The sequence below is a fragment of the Acidovorax sp. Root568 genome (assembly GCF_001427445.1).
Lineage (GTDB): Bacteria > Pseudomonadota > Gammaproteobacteria > Burkholderiales > Burkholderiaceae_C > Acidovorax > Acidovorax delafieldii.
In genome coordinates this window covers 337,806-354,021 of sequence record NZ_LMGP01000001.1, presented here as the reverse complement: position 1 = coordinate 354,021, position 16,216 = coordinate 337,806, and the positions used below count along the sequence as shown (strand labels likewise).

The window sequence follows — 16,216 nt, the reverse complement described above, 5'->3', positions numbered from 1 at the left end:
TATGAGTACATCCCCGTATTGAAAGGGCCAATTTGTGCCCAGCCCCGGAGCCAATCGAACCACCGCCACCCTGCGCCAGCAGGTGTATGCGCAACTGCGCCGCGCCATCGAGCAGGGCAGCCTGCGCGCAGGCACCCGCCTGCCGCCCTCGCGCGAGCATGCGGCCAGCCTGGGCGTGTCGCGCAACACCGTGCTGTGGGCCGTGCAGCGCCTGCAGGCCGAGGGTTATGTGGAAGCCCGCGTGGGCGACGGCACCTATGTGTCGCAGGCCGTGGCCGCCACATTGCCTGCCCCGCAAGGCCTGGTGGCGCCGCCCCGGGGCCTGTCGCGCCGGGGGCAGCTGATAGCCGACACGGCGGCGCGCTGGCGCCCGCCCCTGGCGGCGGCCAAGGCGTTTCGCATTGGCGCGCCCGAAGTCGCCACCTTTCCGTTTGCGCTGTGGGACCGCCTGACACGCCAGGCCAGTTCAGGCCAGCGCAGCCACCGCGCGCAGTACCTGGACCCGGCCGGCGACCCCGACCTGCGCCAGGCCGTGGCGCAATGGCTGTGGGCTTCGCGCGGCATCCGCTGCGATGCGGCGCAGGTGGTGGTGTGCTCGGGCTCGCAGCAGGGCATTGACCTGATTGCGCGGCTGCTGCTGGACGTGGGCGACGAGGTGCTGGTGGAAGACCCCGGCTACCCCGGCATCCGCGCCAGCCTGCTGGGCCACGGCGCGCTGGCGCGGCCGGTGGCGCTGGATGCGCAGGGCCTTCGCATCGACGAGGGTGCGGCCCAGTGGCCCGGCGCGCGCATGGCGGTGGTCACGCCCACGCACCAGTTCCCCACCGGCGTGTGCATGGGCCTGGCGCGGCGGCAGGCGCTGCTGCAATGGGCGCGCACGCACGACGCCTGGGTGGTGGAAGACGACTACGACGGCGAGTTTCAGTACGGCGGCGCTGCCCAGCGCGTGCCCGCGCTGTGCAGCCTGCCGGGCTCGGAGCGCGTGCTGTACGTGGGCACCTTCAGCAAGACGCTGCACCCCGGCCTGCGCCTGGGCTTTGTGGTGGTGCCGCCCGCGCTGGTGGAGGCCTTTGCCATGGCCCGCGCCATCACCGACCGGCATGCACCGGGCGACACCCAGGCCGTGCTGGCACGTTTCATTGCCGAAGGCCACCTGCTGCGCCACCTGCGGCAGATGCGCGAGCTGTACCTGCAGCGGCAGCACACGCTGCGCGCCGCACTGGCCGAGGCCAGCAACGGCGCCTGGCAACTGGCCACCAGCGATCGCGGCATGCACCTGCTGCACGAGGTAGCACCCGGCACCGACGACGAAACCCTGAGCCGCCAGGCGCTGGCGGCGGGCGTGATGCTGGCGCCGCTGTCGCGCTATGCGATGCAGTCGGCGCGCCGGGGCTGGCTGCTGGGCTATGCGGGGTTTGACGATGCAGAGATCCGCGCGGCCGCTCGCGTGGTGGGCGGCCTCGTGCGTCAGCGGTGATGCGGGCGCTGGTGCTTCACCACGCGCCGGGCTGAGGGGCCAGGGCCGTGCCAAGGCCCTCCGTCTGAACCTCAGCTTGCGGCTCCACCTTGCGCCACCAGTGCGTGGACAGCGCGGGTGCGCGAATGTCCAGCCGCTCGCCCATGATGGGCGCCACCAGCGGCACCTGCGCTGCTGCCGCGAGCGCGGTGATGCGCTCGAACGGCTCTACCCACGGGTGCAGCGACAGGTCGAACGTGCCGTTGTGGATGGGGAACAGATGGCGCCCCTTCACGTCCAGATGGGCCTGCAGGCTCTCCTCGGGGTGCATGTGGATGTCGGGCCAGTCGGCGTTGTAGGCGCCCGTTTCGATCAGCGTCAGATCTAACGGGCCGAACCGCTCACCAATGGCCTTGAAGCCGTCGAAGTAGCCCGTGTCACCACTGAAGAAGACGCGGACTTGGTCAGCGCCTTGACCCGCGATCAGCACCCACGAGGCCCACAGCGTGCTGTTGCCGTCCGACAGGCCCCGGCCCGAGAAATGCTGCGCAGGCGTGGCCACCAGCTGCAGCCCCCCGATGGTGGTGCCCTGCCACCAGTCAAACTGCTGCACCTTGGCCGCCGGCACGCCCCAGGCGATGAGCCGGTCGCCCACGCCCAGCGGCGTGATGAAGTGCTCCACCTTGGGCGCGAGTTTCTGGATGGCAGCGTAGTCCAGGTGGTCGTAGTGGTCGTGCGACAGGATTACGCCGGTGATGGGCGGCAGCTCGTCAATCGTGATGGGCGGCGCGTGAAAGCGCTTGGGGCCCAGGAACTGGAACGGCGAGGCGCGCTCGGAAAACACCGGGTCGGTCAGCCAGAACTGGCCGTTGATCTTGAAGAGCAGGGTGGAGTGCCCCAGGCGCCACAGGCTCAGGTCGGGCGCGGCCAGCAGGTCTGACCGCATCACCGCGTACACCGGCACGGGCTGGCGCGGCACCGAGTCGTCGGGCTTGCCGGTGGCAAAGCGCCACATCACCTGCAGCGTCTTGAGGGCGCCCAGCACATGGCGGGGTGCCACGTTGCGAAATTTGCCACCCGCAAACTGCGGCGACTGTTCATAGGCGGCCACCGGCTGGGCGGCGCGGGAAAAGAGGCTGTAGGCCATGGCGATCAGTACAACGAAGGCGACACAAAGTGCCGGGAGCAGACGGCGGCGGCGGGCGATGGAGAGTGACACCGGATCTGCGACATAGAAATTACACTGCACAGTGTAGTTCACTTTTTAGAAAAGTAAACTACCCGGTGTAAAATTTGCGCATGATCGCCTCCCAGCCCACCCCTCGCCTGACCGACCGCAAGCGCGATGCCATCGTGCAGGCCGCCATCGGCGAGTTCCGCGAACACGGCTTCAACGGCACCAGCATGGACCGCGTGGCCGCAGCGGCGGATGTGTCCAAACGCACGGTGTACAACCACTTCCCAAGCAAGGAAGAACTGTTCGAAGCCATCCTGCTGCTGATGTGGGAGCGCAGCCAGTCACCCGACGAACTGGCCTACACCCCCACACGCCCGCTGCGCGACCAGCTGCTGGAGCTGCTGGCGCAAAAGATGCGCCTGCTCAACGACGCGAGCTTCATCGACCTGAGCCGCGTGGCCATGGCCGACATGATGCACACCCCCGAGCGCGCGCGCGGCATCACCGCCAAGCTCTCGGCCAAGGAAGAGGGCCTGCCGCGCTGGTTGCGCGCGGCCCAGCAGGATGGCCGCCTGCGCGCCACCATGGATGTTCCCTACGCCGCGCAGCAACTGCAGGGCATGGTCAAGGCATTTGCGTTCTGGCCCCAGCTGGCCATGGGCCAGCCGCCCCTGACCGCCGCACAGCAAGCGCAAGTGGTGGGGGATGCGGTGGACATGTTTCTGGGGTTCTACGCCGCGCCCACCCAGAAGGCCAAGGCCCCCGTAAAAAAGGCCCCGGCTGGAAGCACGGGCAAGGCAGCGGCAGCCCCTGTTGCCACCTCTGCGAAACCTGCCCCTCGCCGCGCCCCAGCGCGCTGACCCACGCCACCACCCTGGTCAGCAAACCGGCGTGAGGAGCGATTTGCACTACGCTCACCCGTTCTTTCCACGCAGCCTGACACCAAGATGCCCCTCGCTCCCTACCTCGACACCGCCCCGGTCCTGGACACCGGCGTTTTCATCCACGACTCTGCCCAGGTCATCGGCGACGTCACGCTGGGCCGCGACAGCTCGGTGTGGTGCAACGCCGTGCTGCGCGGCGATGTGAACCGCATCACCGTGGGCGTGTGCAGCAACGTGCAGGACCTGACCATGGGCCATGTGTCGCACCGCAACGCCAGCAAGCCAGAGGGCTCGCCGCTGGTCATCGGCGACTACGTCACGGTGGGCCATTCGGTGATCCTGCACGGCTGCCGCATCGGCAACGAATGCCTCATCGGCATGGGTTCCATCGTGATGGATGACGCCATCATCGAAGACCGCGTGATGCTGGGCGCAGGCAGCTTGGTCTCGCCCGGCAAGGTGCTGGAGAGCGGCTACCTCTACATCGGCCGCCCGGCGGTGCGCCAGCGCGCACTGACCGACGCAGAGATTGCGTACCTCAAGTATTCGGCCGAGCACTATGTGCGGGTGAAGAACAACTATCTGGCGGGCACGCCTGACGCGGCTGCGGCGCCCCCCGCCCACCAGGGATAAAGCCGGGCCGGGATAATCGGGGGTTCCACGACCCCTGCGGCGGCACCGCATCGCCCCATTGCCTGTTTCCACCATGTCTGCCGTCGCCCCCGCCTCACCCGCCCAGCGCGTCCTCTCCGTCATCCCCCCGATGACGCAGCTGAACACGCCATACCCCTCCACCGCCTACCTCACGGGCTTTCTGCGTTCGCGGGGGGTGACGGCGTTCCAGGAAGACCTGGCATTGGCGCTGGTGCTGCGCCTGCTCTCGCCCGAAGGGCTGCGCGCGGTGGCCACCCAGGTGGATGCGCTTCCCGCCAAAAAGCAGAGCCCCGCCGTGCAAAGTTTTGCGGCGCAAAAGGACCGCTACCTCGCCACTATCGGCCCCGCCATTGCCTTCTTGCAAGGCCGCGACAGCACGCTGGCGCACCGCATCGTGGGACGGAACTACCTGCCCGAGGGCCCGCGCTTTGCCACACTGGATGTGTATGTGGATGACGAAGGCGGCGACCCGCTGGGCTGGGCCTTTGGCGCCCTGGGCCTGCACGACAAGGCCAAGCACCTGGCCACGCTGTACCTGAACGACCTGGCCGATGTGCTGCGCGACGCGGTGGACGAGCGCTTTGAGTTTGTGCGCTATGCCGAGTCGCTCGCGGGCAGCCAGCCCACGTTTGACCCATTGGCCGATGCCCTGGCCGCACCACCCACGCTGGTGGACGAGCTGCTGGAGCAGCTCACGCACGAGGCCATTGCAAAGCACCAACCCACGGTGGTTCTGCTCTCGGTGCCGTTCCCCGGTTCGGTGTACGCGGCGTTCCGCATTGCCCAGGCCATCAAGGCGCGGCACCCGCACGTCGCCACCGTGCTGGGCGGCGGCTTTGTGAACACCGAGCTGCGCGAACTGGCCGACCCGCGTGTGTTCGACTTTTTTGACTATGTGACGCTGGACGCGGGCGAACGCCCATTGCTGGCGCTGCTGGAACACCTGCGTGGCGAGCGCGGCCGCCAGCGCTTGGTGCGCACCTTCGTGCGCGGTGACGATGGCGCGGTGCAGTACATCAACATGATGGAAGCCGACATCGCCTTTGCCGAGGTGGGAACGCCCACCTGGGACGGCCTGCCGCTGGACCGGTATCTGTCGCTCCTGGACATGCTCAACCCCATGCACCGCCTGTGGAGCGACGGGCGCTGGAACAAGCTCACCGTGGCGCATGGCTGCTACTGGAAGAAGTGCAGCTTTTGCGACGTGAGCCTGGACTACATCAGCCGCTACGAAGGCGCCAGCGCCGCCGTGCTGGCCGACCGCATCGAGCAGATCGTGCGCGAGACGGGGCAGACCGGCTTTCACTTTGTGGACGAAGCCGCACCGCCCAAGGCGCTCAAGGCACTGGCCACCGAGCTGATCGCGCGCAACGCAGGCATCAGCTGGTGGGGCAATGTGCGGTTTGAAAAAACCTTCACGCCCGATCTGGCCGAGCTGATGGCCGACAGCGGCTGCATCGCGATCTCGGGCGGGCTCGAAGTGGCGTCAGACCGGCTGCTCACGCTGATGAAAAAAGGCGTGTCGGTCGACCAAGTGGCTCGAGTGACGCGGGCGTTCACCGACGCGGGCATCCTGGTGCATGCGTACCTGATGTACGGCTTTCCCACCCAGACCGTGCAGGACACCGTGGACGCGCTCGAATACGTGCGCCAGCTGTTCGCCAATGGCTGCATCCAGAGCGGATTCTTTCACCGCTTTGCCTGCACCGTGCACTCGCCCGTGGGCAAGAACCCCGAGGAATACGGCGTGACGCTGGCGCCGCTGCCCCCCGGTGACTTTGCCAAGAACGATGTGGCCTTTATCGACCCTACGGGCGTCGACCACGACGCGCTGGGCGGCGCGCTCAAGAAGGCCATCTACAACTACATGCACGGCATCGGGCTCGAAGATGACGTACGCACGTGGTTCCCGTTCAAGGTGCCCAAGACGACGGTGCGACGTGACCGGATCGAGCGCGCGCTGCGCGAGCGGGGGTGAATGCAACAGGCGATACAGCTACCACCTTCAAAGAAAATGGCCGCTAGCGCTTTCTGTATAAGCGCTGATAGCTATCAATAGCGAAGCATTCACAAGGCTATCAACGCTTTTGCTTCTGGTAAGCCTTGTCGGCCGGTGGCCCCCGATCGGTGTCTTGCAACCCACGCTGCACGTCACGGTAGGCCTGCTCGATTTGTGCGTCGGGCTTGCCATGGGTCATGTCCACCGACTCATCACGCTCGTGGGGCAGCTTGGGCTTTTCTTCCTTCGCGGCAGACTGCCCTGCCTTCAGCGGTCCCTGCGTGTCGGGGCCGGGGGCTTGGCGTTTGGTGGTGTCGACGGAAGGTTCTGGGCCGGTGGGGGTGGGGGTGGGTTCGTCGGGGTTGGTGTTGCGGGGCATGGGGTCTCCTGGGTGGGGACCGCAGCGGGTCCCGTCCCGTGGATCGTAAAAACGCCCCCCTCGTCGCCGTGTAGGCCCAGAGGCCATCTAACCGACGGGCGATGGAGACGGCGCACACACGCACTTGGCGCGGCGGGCCCCCCAAGCCATGCGACACTACTGTATGTCTCAACAGGTGTGGGCCGCACAGGCCCTTGAATCTTTCGATGCGGTGGTGTCGGCCACCGAGGGTTTTCGCAGCCGCGCTGGCCAGCGGCTGATGGCGCAGCAGGTGGCACACACGTTCAGCAGCGCCACGCTGGGCAAGGTGGATGAAGAAAGTGGCGAGGCCGCGCCCACGCGCTCCATTGCCGTCATCCAGGCGGGCACGGGCGTGGGCAAGTCGCTGGCGTATTGCGCACCCGCCATTGCGCTGGCGCTGTCGCGCGGCACGCGGGTGCTGATCTCTACCGCCACGGTGGCGCTGCAAGAGCAGCTGGTCAACAAAGATCTGCCCGCACTGGCCGCGCTAATGCCGCAGCCCTTCAAGTTTGCGCTGGCCAAGGGGCGCGGGCGCTATGTGTGCAAGCTCAAGCTCGACCGCCTGGCGGGCACGGGCGAGGCGGAGGAAGAGGGCGAAGACGACCTGTTTGCCGAAGAGGAAGCCGCCGCCCGCGCCAAGCGCCCCCGGCACGAAACCGAGGCGCGCATCCAGTTCTATTCGACGATGGCGCAAACCTTGTCGAAGGGCGCGTGGGATGGCGACCGCGACAGCCTGGATACACCGCCCGAGCCCGAGGTGTGGAGCCCCGTGGCGGCCGAGGGTGCCTCGTGCACGGGCAAGCATTGCCCGGCCTTCAGCCAGTGCACCTACTACGACAAGCGCAAGGAGCTGGTGGGCGCGCAGGTGATCGTGGCCAACCACGACCTGCTGCTGTCGTCGCTGGGCGCGCGCGTGCTGCCCGAGCTGGACAACTGCCTCCTGGTGCTGGACGAAGCCCACCACCTGCCCTCGACCGCACTGGATCAATTCGCGTGCAGCATGGACCTGTCGCGCATCACCTGGATCGAGCGGCTGTCGAGTCGGGGCCTGCGCATTGGTGCGCTGCTGGAGGTCGAAGAGATTGCCGACATCCCCAAACACTCGGCCCAGCTGCGGCAGACGCTGCAGGACCTGGCGCGCATCGTGATGGATGTGTACGGCGCCCAGCTCAAGAGCCAGCCCAGCGCCTGGGGCCCGGCGCGTGTGCGCGTGCCACGGGGCGAGCTGCCTGAACAGTTGATTGCCCCGCTGGGCCTGCTGGCCGCCAGCGCTGAGGGCTTTCTCGACGCCCTGCGCGCCATCAGCAAAGCCCTGCGCGCCGAGATGCGCGACAAGCCCGACGAGGCCAAGCGCCTGTCCACGCTGTACGCGCAGATCGGCATGCTGGCCCCGCGCCTGGAAGCGCTGCACGCCACGGCCCAGTTGCTGCTGCAGGATGCGCCCGAAGGCGCGGTGCCGGCGGCCAAGTGGTTCACGCTGGAGGTGGACGGCGACTTCATCGTGGTCAAGGCGCATGCCAGCCCCATCCTGCCCGGCACCACGCTGCGCAACCACCTGTGGAGCGCGGTGCGCGGCGCGGTGCTGACCTCGGCCACGCTCACCAGCTGCGGGCACTTTGATTTCTTCCTGCGCGAGGCGGGCCTGCATGGCGACGAGGCCACCACCACGCTCGAAGTGCCCAGCCCCTTCAACTACGCCGCGCAGGGCACGCTGATTGCCGCCGAGACCCGTGCCGACCCCAAGAACGCCGCCCAGTTCACCACCGAGATGGTGGACGCGCTGCTGCACGACATTGCCCGCGTGGAATACGGCGCACTGGTGTTGTTCACCTCGCGCGAGCAGATGCGCCAGGCCGTGGATGCATTGCCCACCGCCATGCGCAGCGTGGTGCTGGTGCAGAACGCGCTGCCGCGCACACAGCTGCTGCGCCGCCACCGCGAGCGGGTGGAGAACGGCGAGCCCTCGGTCATCTTCGGCATGCAGTCGTTTGGCGAGGGGCTGGACCTGCCCGGGCGCCTGTGCGAGTCGGTGTTCATCACCAAGCTGCCCTTTGCCCCGCCCGACGACCCGGTGGGCGAGGCCCGCGCCGAGTGGCTGCGCGCCGTGGGGCGCGACCCCTTCAGCGAGCTGGTGGTGCCCGCCACCGCCATCCGCCTGGCGCAATGGGTGGGCCGCGCGATCCGCACCGAAGAAGACATGGCGCATGTGTACTGCTACGACAAGCGCCTGACGCGCACCAGCTACGGACAGCGGCTGCTCAAAGGGCTGCCACCGTTTGCGCTGGAGCAACGTGCGCCGCTGTGAAGCGGCGACACTTTGCGCACCGATTTCACAACCACTACAACAACGACAGAGAGGACCCCACCATGCCCCACACCGTTCCCGCCTGCCCCCAGTGCGGCCAGGAGAACACCTACCCGGATGGCAGCAACTATGTGTGCCCCGACTGCGCCTTTGAATGGCCGCAGGTGGCCGATGCAGCGGACGCCGACGCCGATGCAGGCGACGGCATCGTCCGGGATGCCAATGGCAATCCACTCGCCGACGGCGACGCGGTGATCCTGGTGAAAGACCTCAAGGTCAAGGGTTCGTCGTCCACACTCAAGAAGGGCACCAAGATCAAGAGCATCCGCCTGGTGGATGGTGCCGATGGCCACAACGTGGACTGCAAGACGGACCTGGGCAGCATGCTGCTGAAGTCGGAGTTCTTGAAGAAGGCCTGATGGAGGAGGGCGGCGCCCCTGTGTCAGACAACCGCCCACAGGCATCGGCGTTCCCCGCCGACGCCCTGGCCGCCCCATGGTGCCTAGAGTCAATCGATTGCAGTGCCCGCACTCTTCGATTGATTCCCTACCGCCTGCTGGAGGCCCCATGCACCCCAACTCCCCCGCCCACGACACCTTGTGGAAGCTCATCAAGGACATCCGTTTTGGCATGCTCACGCACCGCACGTCCACAGGCATGCTGCACGCGCACCCGCTCACCACGCAAAACCGGCAGCTCGATGAACAGGCCGAGCTGTACTTCTTCATCTCCCAGTCGGGCGAGCTGTACGAACGCCTTTTGACCGATGGGGAGGTGAATGTGTCGTACGCCGACCCGGGCGAGGACCGCTATGTGTCTGTGTCAGGCCAGGCGCGTTTTGTGGACGACCGCGCGCTCAAGGAAGCCCTGTGGTCGCCCCTGGCCAAGGCGTGGTTCCCCGGCGGAGCGACCGACCCGGACCTGGCACTGCTGGTGGTGCGCGTTCGCCACGCCGAATACTGGAACGTGGACGAGAGCAAGATGGTGCAGCTGTTCCAGATGGCCAAGGCCGCCTTCACTGGCGAGCCGCCGCGCAGCCTGGGTGAACACAAGGAACTCACGCTGTTCTGAGCGCCTGTGGACGATCCCTCCGGATCGGCCTGCAGGGTGTGAGTGGAGCCCCTTTCCCCAGGGCGGTGCAGCATCTGCACCGCCATCCTGCGGGTCTCCGGGGCAAATTTCAGGCAAAACCGGGCGCTAGCGCTACAGAAACATGGCTTGTTTGCTACCATTTTGGTAGTGAGCGCATGCAGTACCTCCTGGGGCCCGTAGGCCCCATTCTTTTTGGGCAGCTCTTGCAAAGCAGCCAACCACCATCCATATTCCATCCATACACCATCTGTTTGGATGTTTTTTGGAGTGTGCTTGATGAGCAACCTGGTTCCCACCGCCCCCGCACGCAGCAAGGTGCCCGAGTCCGAGAAGGTCACCATCAACCTCGGTTTTGTGGACCTGGGCCACATTGACCTGCTGGTGTCCGAAGGCTTTTACGCCAACCGCACCGACTTCATCCGCACCGCCATCCGCAACCAGCTGACCGCCCAGAACGACGCGGTGCGCCAGGTGGTGGCCCGCAAGATGCTTGTGCTGGGACTGCAGCGTTTTGGCCGGGCCGATCTGGAGGCCGTGTTGGCGGCAGGCCAGGCGCTGGAGATCCGTGTGCTGGGCCTGGCCAGCATCGACGACGACGTGCCGCCCGCACTGGCGCAGGCCACGATCGCCTCGGTGACGGTCTTGGGCGCGTTCCACGCCAGTACGGCCGTCAAGGCCGCACTGGCCGGGCGCATGCATTGAATCCGTACACAGACCGCAGCGCGTCGCCCGTGCCCGCACCCACCACCAAGGAGTCCCCATGGACTGGAACCTGAACCTCAAGCGCCTGATGGGCGAAGCCACCCAGCTGGTGCGCAGCGGCCAGCTGGCCGACGCCACGCGGGCCATCCAGCAAACCCTGGGCGAGGCCGTGGCGCGCCATGGCCCCCCTCCCGCACCCGCCATCACAAGCGCCCCCCCGCTGCACGCACCCGAGCCCGAACCCACGGCAGGGAACGCCCCCCGCTGGCGCAGTGCCCACACCGCGCAAGAGGTGGAAGACGCCGTGGTCATCGACCGCAGCACCCACGCTCCGCCCGCAGAGGCACAGCCCACAACCACACCACGCACCGCCGCCAGCCACCACCCGCTGGCGGAGCCCGCCGGCAGCTTCACCCGCGTGGCCTTCACCCCCCCGGGCGCTCGGCACAACCCGCACCACTACCACCTGTACGTGCCCCCGGGCGCCACGGCAAGCACCCCCATGCCCCTGGTGCTGATGCTGCACGGCTGCACGCAGAACCCGGTGGACTTTGCGACTGGCACGGGCATGAACGACGCAGCCGCGCCCGCCAACGCCCTGGTGCTGTACCCCGAGCAACCCCACAGCGCCAACCCCAACGGCTGCTGGAACTGGTTTCGCCCCGGCGACCAGCACCGGGGCAGCGGCGAGCCCGCGCTGATCGTGGCCATGCTGCGGGATGTGATGGCGCGCCACCCGGTGGATGCGCAACGCGTCTACGTGGCGGGCCTGTCCGCCGGCGGCGCCATGGCCGCACTGCTGGGCCGCGAATACCCCGACCTGTTTGCGGCCGTGGGCGTGCACTCAGGCCTGCAGGCGGGTGCCGCGCACAACGTGATGGCCGCACTGTCGGCGATGAAGAATGGGGCCAAACCCGGTGCGGCGACCCACCATGCCGCTGACGCCCCAGCCCTGCCACCCCCACCGGTGATCGTGTTCCACGGCGATGCCGACACCACCGTACATGCACACAACGGTGAACAGCTCATCGAGGCAACGCTGTCAACACTGGCCACAGCCCCAGGTGACGGCCAGACGACGGTGGAGACCGTGCACCAGGGCCAGTCCCGTGGTGGCCAAAGCTACACCCGCAAGGTCTACACCGTGGCGGGTGGCGCCCCGTCGGCCAGCGCACTGACTGGCACGGTGGTGGCAGAACACTGGGTACTGCACGGCGCAGGGCACGCGTGGGCTGGTGGGCACGCGGGCGGCAGCCACACCGACCCGCGCGGCGTGGACGCCACGCAGGAGATGCTGCGGTTTTTTCTGGAGCATCCGCGCGCTGCGAAGCATTGACTCTCCACACGCGTCCGCTCGGTCTTCGATGCGCTAAGGCCGGTGTGCAAGATCGCGCACAACACCTTCTAGCCCCTGAACCACGCGAGCCAGGTGGTCGAAATCCAACTGGTCAGGAGTGTCCTGGCCGGTGTGATAGTGGGGATAGCGATAAGGGGCGGTGTCGGTCACCATCAACGCGGGATAGCCCGCGTCGAGATAGGCCGCATGGTCTGAATAGTCCACGCCGGGGATGAAGCGGGGCGCCGCAATGCCCTCGGACGGAAGCGCCGCGTGGGACCGAAAGGACCGCACCACCTTTCGCACCAACCCCAGGTCGCCAGGCGTCGCCACAAAAGCGATGAAATCACCCTGCGTGGGGTAGAACTGGTTCAGGGGCCAGGGGTACTTCTGCGACCCTTCGGCGCTGGAAAAGTACCCCATGGTCTCCAGCGACAGCATCGCAACCACGGGCGCCCCACGAGCCAACAAGGCCTGGGCGTGCACCTGGCTGCCCATCAGCGGGGTCTTGAAAAAGGGCGGCTCTTCGTTGGTGTAGAGCACAAACATCACGTCCGCCTGCGCGGAGGCGCCCAGGTTCTTGAGGCTTTTGGCCAGTGCCAGCACGGCGGCGGTGCCCGTGGCGTTGTCGTTGGCGCCGGGCGTTTCGTGCGCCGAATCGTAGTGGGCGCCAACCACCACCAGCCGCTGCCCCGGTGCGCTCTGGCTGGGCACCGTGACCTCCAGGTTACGCACCGCCACACCGCGCGCCTTGAACTCGTCACGCCGGACTCGGTAACCGTACGACGCCAGTTCCGACTCCAGATAGGTCGCCACGGCCTCCAGGGCGGCAGGGTGCTGGGTGTTGTGTTCCTGCGCTGCAATCACGGCCACATGCTGGCGCAATTGCTGTGCCAGCACCTGCTGCTCTGCGGTGGCGGGCAGGAGCGCGCCGCGGTGCGAACTGCCGGGCATGGTGGTGACTGCCAGGATGGCCGCCAGCAGCAGGCCCAACACGGTGGCGAGGGCCCCGGTGATGCGCAGCAGGCTTTGCCCCAGGCGCAGGGCGATCTGTGAAATTCTCATAGCGTTGTATTCATCGGCACTGCGTGCCTGTTACCAAGCACATGCCCCGAGTGCATCCGTCACTTTGATGGATCACTGCGACGCGGGCGCGCCTTGCGATAGCGACGGGTGGCCTCAGCCACCATGGCGTCCTTGGGCAACAGCTGGGTGCCGCCCACCCACAGCTCGGTTGCGGTGCCGCTGGCATCGCGCACGCGGCGCACCGGCTGGCCGGGGCTGGCATAGGCCGAGGCTTTCTGGACCACGCCGCTGTCGCGCCCGGTGATGGCCAGCTCCGTGGTGGCGGCGTTGAACGGCACGAACATGGCGGGCACCACCTGGCACACCACCTTGCCCATGGGCACCATGTCGCTGGCGCCCCACAGGCTCCACCAGCGCCCCGCCCAGGCGGCTTCCTTTTTGCCCGGCGCACCATGCTGCTGGAACGCAAACAGGATGCTGGCAATGCCTTCCACCCACTCGGTGGACAGGCCGTCCTGCGCGTTGGTGAGCACCGTCACCGTCAAGTCGAGCGCGGGGTAGCGCGCGGTGCGTGACAGGAACCCTTGCAGGCTGCCGGTGTGGCCCATCCATTCACGCGGGCCCGGCGCGCTGAGCATGGTGCCCAGGCCGTAGTGGGACTCGAACAGGTTGCAGGGGTCGCGCCAGCGGCGCTGCGCCATCTCGCGGCGGCTGGCGGGCGACAGGATGCTGCGCTGGCTGTCTGGCGCCAGCTGCGAAAAGAAGCGGGCCACATCCGACGCGGTGGACACAAACCCGGCCGCCGGGGCCATGGCGTCGCAACGGTTGTCGCCCGGCACGATCAGGCGCTGGCCGAACGGAAACTCGCTGCTGTGGCCCACGGCCATCGGGGCGCCCCGGGCCAGGCGCGGCATGTCGGGCACGGTTTCCTGCAGGCCCGCAGCATCGATCACGTGGCGCACCATCCAGCTGGCGTACTCCGTGCCGGTGACCTGCTCCATCATCAGCCCCAGCAGGCCGTAGCCGTGGTTCGAGTACTTGAGCTGCACCCCCGTCTCCAGCGGCGGCTTGTGGCGCAGATCCGCCAGCAGCTCTGCGCGGGAGAGATATGGACGCCGGTCGAGGAACTGGCCGGCATCGGGCCCGTCGCGCGTCACGCCCGCGCTGTGCGAGAGCAGCTCGCCAATGCGCGCCCGGGCCAGGTCCTTGTGCAGGCCATCGACATAGCGGCCAATGGGGTCGTCCAGCCCGACCTTTCCCTGCTCGCGCAGCAGCATGACGCCCGCTGCCGTAAAGCTCTTGGAGTGCGACGCGATGCGCAGGCGGTGCCGGGGCGTGAGGGGTTGGTGGGTGCGCATGTCGGCCACGCCCAGGGCCAGCTCGGCCACGGTCTCGCCGCCGCGTGCAATGGCCACGGAACACCCGGGCTGGCGGTAGCGCTCCAGTTGCAGGTCCAGCCACTGCGGCAGGTAGTCCAGGGCGGCGTGGAGCCAGGCGGGTTGGGTGGTGTGGTTCTTCATGGGTTGCTCGGCTCCATGCATCCAGAAACGGGGTGGGGCAGTGTAGGCCACACGCCTGGATGACACGTGGACACACAGGCCCCAAGGGCGCACAGGATGGCGGGCAGGATGGCGCGCAGGTGCGGCGGCACAATCCTTCCTTTTCGCACGCAAGCCCATGCCCCCCATCGCCGTCATCGACTTTGAAACCACCGGCGTCTCGCCCGGCCAGGGCGCGCGCGCGACCGAGGTGGCCATCGTGCTGCTGGAAGGCGGCCAGGTGGTGGACCGGTTCCAGAGCCTGATGAAAACCGGGGTGTGGATTCCGTCCTTCATCACCCAGCTCACCGGCATCACCAACGCGATGGTGAACGCCGCGCCCGACGCGGCGCAGGTGATGCAGGACGCCGCGCGTTTTGTGGGCGATGCGCCCATGGTGGCGCACAACGCATCGTTCGACAGCAAGTTCTGGCAGGCCGAGCTGGCGCTGGCCGGGCTGCCTGCACCGCAGCCGTTTGCGTGCACGGTGTTGCTGTCGCGGCGCCTGTACCCCGAGGCGCCCAGCCACAAGCTGGGCACGCTGGTGGACCACCACGGCCTGCCGCGCACGGGCCAGGCCCACCGGGCGCTGGCCGATGCCGAGATGGCCGCTGCGCTGCTGGCCCGCATGCAGCACGACCTGCGCACCCGCTGGCGGGTGGCCGAGCCCAGCTACGCCTTGCTGCAAACGCTGCAGCGCTGCGCCAAGCCCAAGGTGGGGGCGCTGCTGGCGCAGCATGCGGGGATCTGACCCCACCTTCCTGCTGGCGATACAGCAGTATGTTTACTATTAAATTGATAGCTATCAGGGCATGATTCACTAGCGCTTGCTGCACTTTTGACTTGAAACCAGAGTTGGCGACCGCTCTTCAGAGCGTGCGGCCGTGGGGGCCGAGCAAGCACTGGCGCGGCAAGTGCAGGGCCTGCTCTGCCGATAATCGACCAGGACCTGCGCGATGGGGCTGTGCCACCGATGGCGCGGCCCCGCCTTCGTCCTCACAACCTGTTCACGACGACATGAAAGGCTTGGCCATGGGGTATCTGGTACTGGGACTGGTGTTGTTTCTGGGCGTGCACTCGGTGCGCATCGTGGCCGATGGCTGGCGCACGCAGACGCGGGCGCGCCTGGGCGAGATGCCGTGGAAAGGGCTGTATTCGCTGGTGTCGGCCGTGGGCCTGGCATTCATCGTCTGGGGCTACGGCCTGGCGCGGCAGCAGCCGGTGGTGCTGTGGGTGCCGCCCATCGGCATGCGGCACGCCGCAGCGCTGCTGACGCTGATCGCCTTTGTGCTGCTCGCCGCCACCTATGTGCCGCGCAATGCCCTCAAGGCCCGGCTGCACCACCCCATGGTGCTGGGCGTGAAGGTGTGGGCGCTGGCGCATTTGCTGTCCAACGGCAACCTGGCCGACGTGCTGCTGTTTGGCAGCTTCTTGCTGTGGGCGGTGCTGAGCTTTCGCGCCGCGCGCCAGCGCGACCGGGCGCAGGGCACCGTGTACGCGGCAGGCAGCGCTGCAGGCACGGCGGCGGCTGTGGTGGTGGGTGCAGTAGCCTGGGCGGGCTTTGCGTTCTGGGGCCATGCGTGGCTGATCGGCGTGGCGCCGCTGGGGCGATGATCGAACGCTGGGAAGGCCAGCACCCCAAATGCC

14 protein-coding genes and 1 pseudogene are annotated in these 16,216 nt (G+C 67.5%); 11 read left to right on the top strand and 4 right to left on the bottom strand.

The features are described from left to right. Nucleotides 1–34: 34 nt before the first annotated feature. Nucleotides 35–1,477 (top strand): PLP-dependent aminotransferase family protein, encoded by a 1,443-nt coding sequence (locus ASD75_RS01615; RefSeq protein ID WP_056742573.1) that lies wholly within the window; start codon nt 35–37, stop codon nt 1,475–1,477. A 16-nt stretch (nt 1,478–1,493) separates the two neighbouring features. On the opposite strand, the gene ASD75_RS01610 is transcribed toward ASD75_RS01615, so the two are convergent. Further along, complete coding sequence (locus ASD75_RS01610; RefSeq protein WP_056742571.1) at nt 1,494–2,603, bottom strand: MBL fold metallo-hydrolase; 1,110 nt, start codon at nt 2,601–2,603, stop codon at nt 1,494–1,496. A gap of 152 nt (nt 2,604–2,755) precedes the next feature. Here ASD75_RS01610 and ASD75_RS01605 point away from each other — a divergent pair. The 3 genes and pseudogenes from ASD75_RS01605 to ASD75_RS01595 all read left to right on the top strand — a co-directional run. Further along, nucleotides 2,756–3,370 (top strand): annotated as a pseudogene (locus tag ASD75_RS01605) (TetR/AcrR family transcriptional regulator); the annotation flags it as partial. Nucleotides 3,371–3,580: 210 nt separating this feature from the next. Next, nucleotides 3,581–4,150, top strand: a complete 570-nt coding sequence (locus ASD75_RS01600) for a gamma carbonic anhydrase family protein (RefSeq protein WP_056742567.1) — start codon at nt 3,581–3,583, stop codon at nt 4,148–4,150. A gap of 130 nt (nt 4,151–4,280) precedes the next feature. After that, nucleotides 4,281–6,149, top strand: a complete 1,869-nt coding sequence (locus tag ASD75_RS01595) for a radical SAM protein (RefSeq protein WP_056742565.1) — start codon at nt 4,281–4,283, stop codon at nt 6,147–6,149. 100 nt (nt 6,150–6,249) lie between these two features. Here ASD75_RS01595 and ASD75_RS01590 read toward each other — a convergent pair whose 3' ends face one another. Then, the gene (locus ASD75_RS01590) at nt 6,250–6,549 is read right to left on the bottom strand and encodes a hypothetical protein (RefSeq protein ID WP_056742563.1); all 300 of its coding nucleotides are present in this window, start codon (nt 6,547–6,549) and stop codon (nt 6,250–6,252) included. A 163-nt stretch (nt 6,550–6,712) separates the two neighbouring features. Between ASD75_RS01590 and dinG the strand changes: the two genes are divergently transcribed. The 5 genes from dinG to ASD75_RS01565 all read left to right on the top strand — a co-directional run bounded on the left by dinG (nt 6,713) and on the right by ASD75_RS01565 (nt 12,005). After that, a complete protein-coding gene (dinG, locus tag ASD75_RS01585; protein WP_056742560.1) occupies nt 6,713–8,875 on the top strand; it encodes an ATP-dependent DNA helicase DinG in 2,163 nt (720 codons plus the stop codon). 62 nt (nt 8,876–8,937) lie between these two features. Then, complete coding sequence (locus ASD75_RS01580) at nt 8,938–9,294, top strand: zinc ribbon domain-containing protein YjdM (protein ID WP_056743179.1); 357 nt, start codon at nt 8,938–8,940, stop codon at nt 9,292–9,294. Between the two features lie 148 nt (nt 9,295–9,442). After that, the gene (locus tag ASD75_RS01575; RefSeq protein ID WP_056742558.1) at nt 9,443–9,946 is read left to right on the top strand and encodes a pyridoxamine 5'-phosphate oxidase family protein; all 504 of its coding nucleotides are present in this window, start codon (nt 9,443–9,445) and stop codon (nt 9,944–9,946) included. Nucleotides 9,947–10,243: 297 nt separating this feature from the next. Continuing rightward, on the top strand, nt 10,244–10,669 hold the full coding sequence (locus tag ASD75_RS01570; RefSeq protein ID WP_056742556.1) for a hypothetical protein: 426 nt from the start codon (nt 10,244–10,246) through the stop codon (nt 10,667–10,669). 58 nt (nt 10,670–10,727) lie between these two features. Continuing rightward, nucleotides 10,728–12,005, top strand: a complete 1,278-nt coding sequence (locus tag ASD75_RS01565; protein WP_056742554.1) for a PHB depolymerase family esterase — start codon at nt 10,728–10,730, stop codon at nt 12,003–12,005. A 33-nt stretch (nt 12,006–12,038) separates the two neighbouring features. Here the strand turns inward: ASD75_RS01565 and ASD75_RS01560 are convergent, their stop codons facing one another. Both ASD75_RS01560 and ASD75_RS01555 read right to left on the bottom strand, forming a co-directional pair. Beyond that, nucleotides 12,039–13,070 carry a M28 family peptidase gene (locus ASD75_RS01560; RefSeq protein WP_056742552.1) on the bottom strand — a complete coding sequence of 344 codons (1,032 nt, stop codon included), beginning with the start codon at nt 13,068–13,070 and terminating at the stop codon, nt 12,039–12,041. Between the two features lie 59 nt (nt 13,071–13,129). Further along, complete coding sequence (locus ASD75_RS01555) at nt 13,130–14,551, bottom strand: serine hydrolase (protein ID WP_056742550.1); 1,422 nt, start codon at nt 14,549–14,551, stop codon at nt 13,130–13,132. Nucleotides 14,552–14,708: 157 nt separating this feature from the next. Here ASD75_RS01555 and ASD75_RS01550 point away from each other — a divergent pair, with 157 nt between their 5' ends. Beyond that, nucleotides 14,709–15,320, top strand: a complete 612-nt coding sequence (locus ASD75_RS01550; protein WP_056742547.1) for a PolC-type DNA polymerase III — start codon at nt 14,709–14,711, stop codon at nt 15,318–15,320. A gap of 281 nt (nt 15,321–15,601) precedes the next feature. Continuing rightward, the gene (locus ASD75_RS01545; protein ID WP_056742546.1) at nt 15,602–16,183 is read left to right on the top strand and encodes an NnrU family protein; all 582 of its coding nucleotides are present in this window, start codon (nt 15,602–15,604) and stop codon (nt 16,181–16,183) included. The last annotated feature ends 33 nt before the right edge of the window (nt 16,184–16,216 follow it).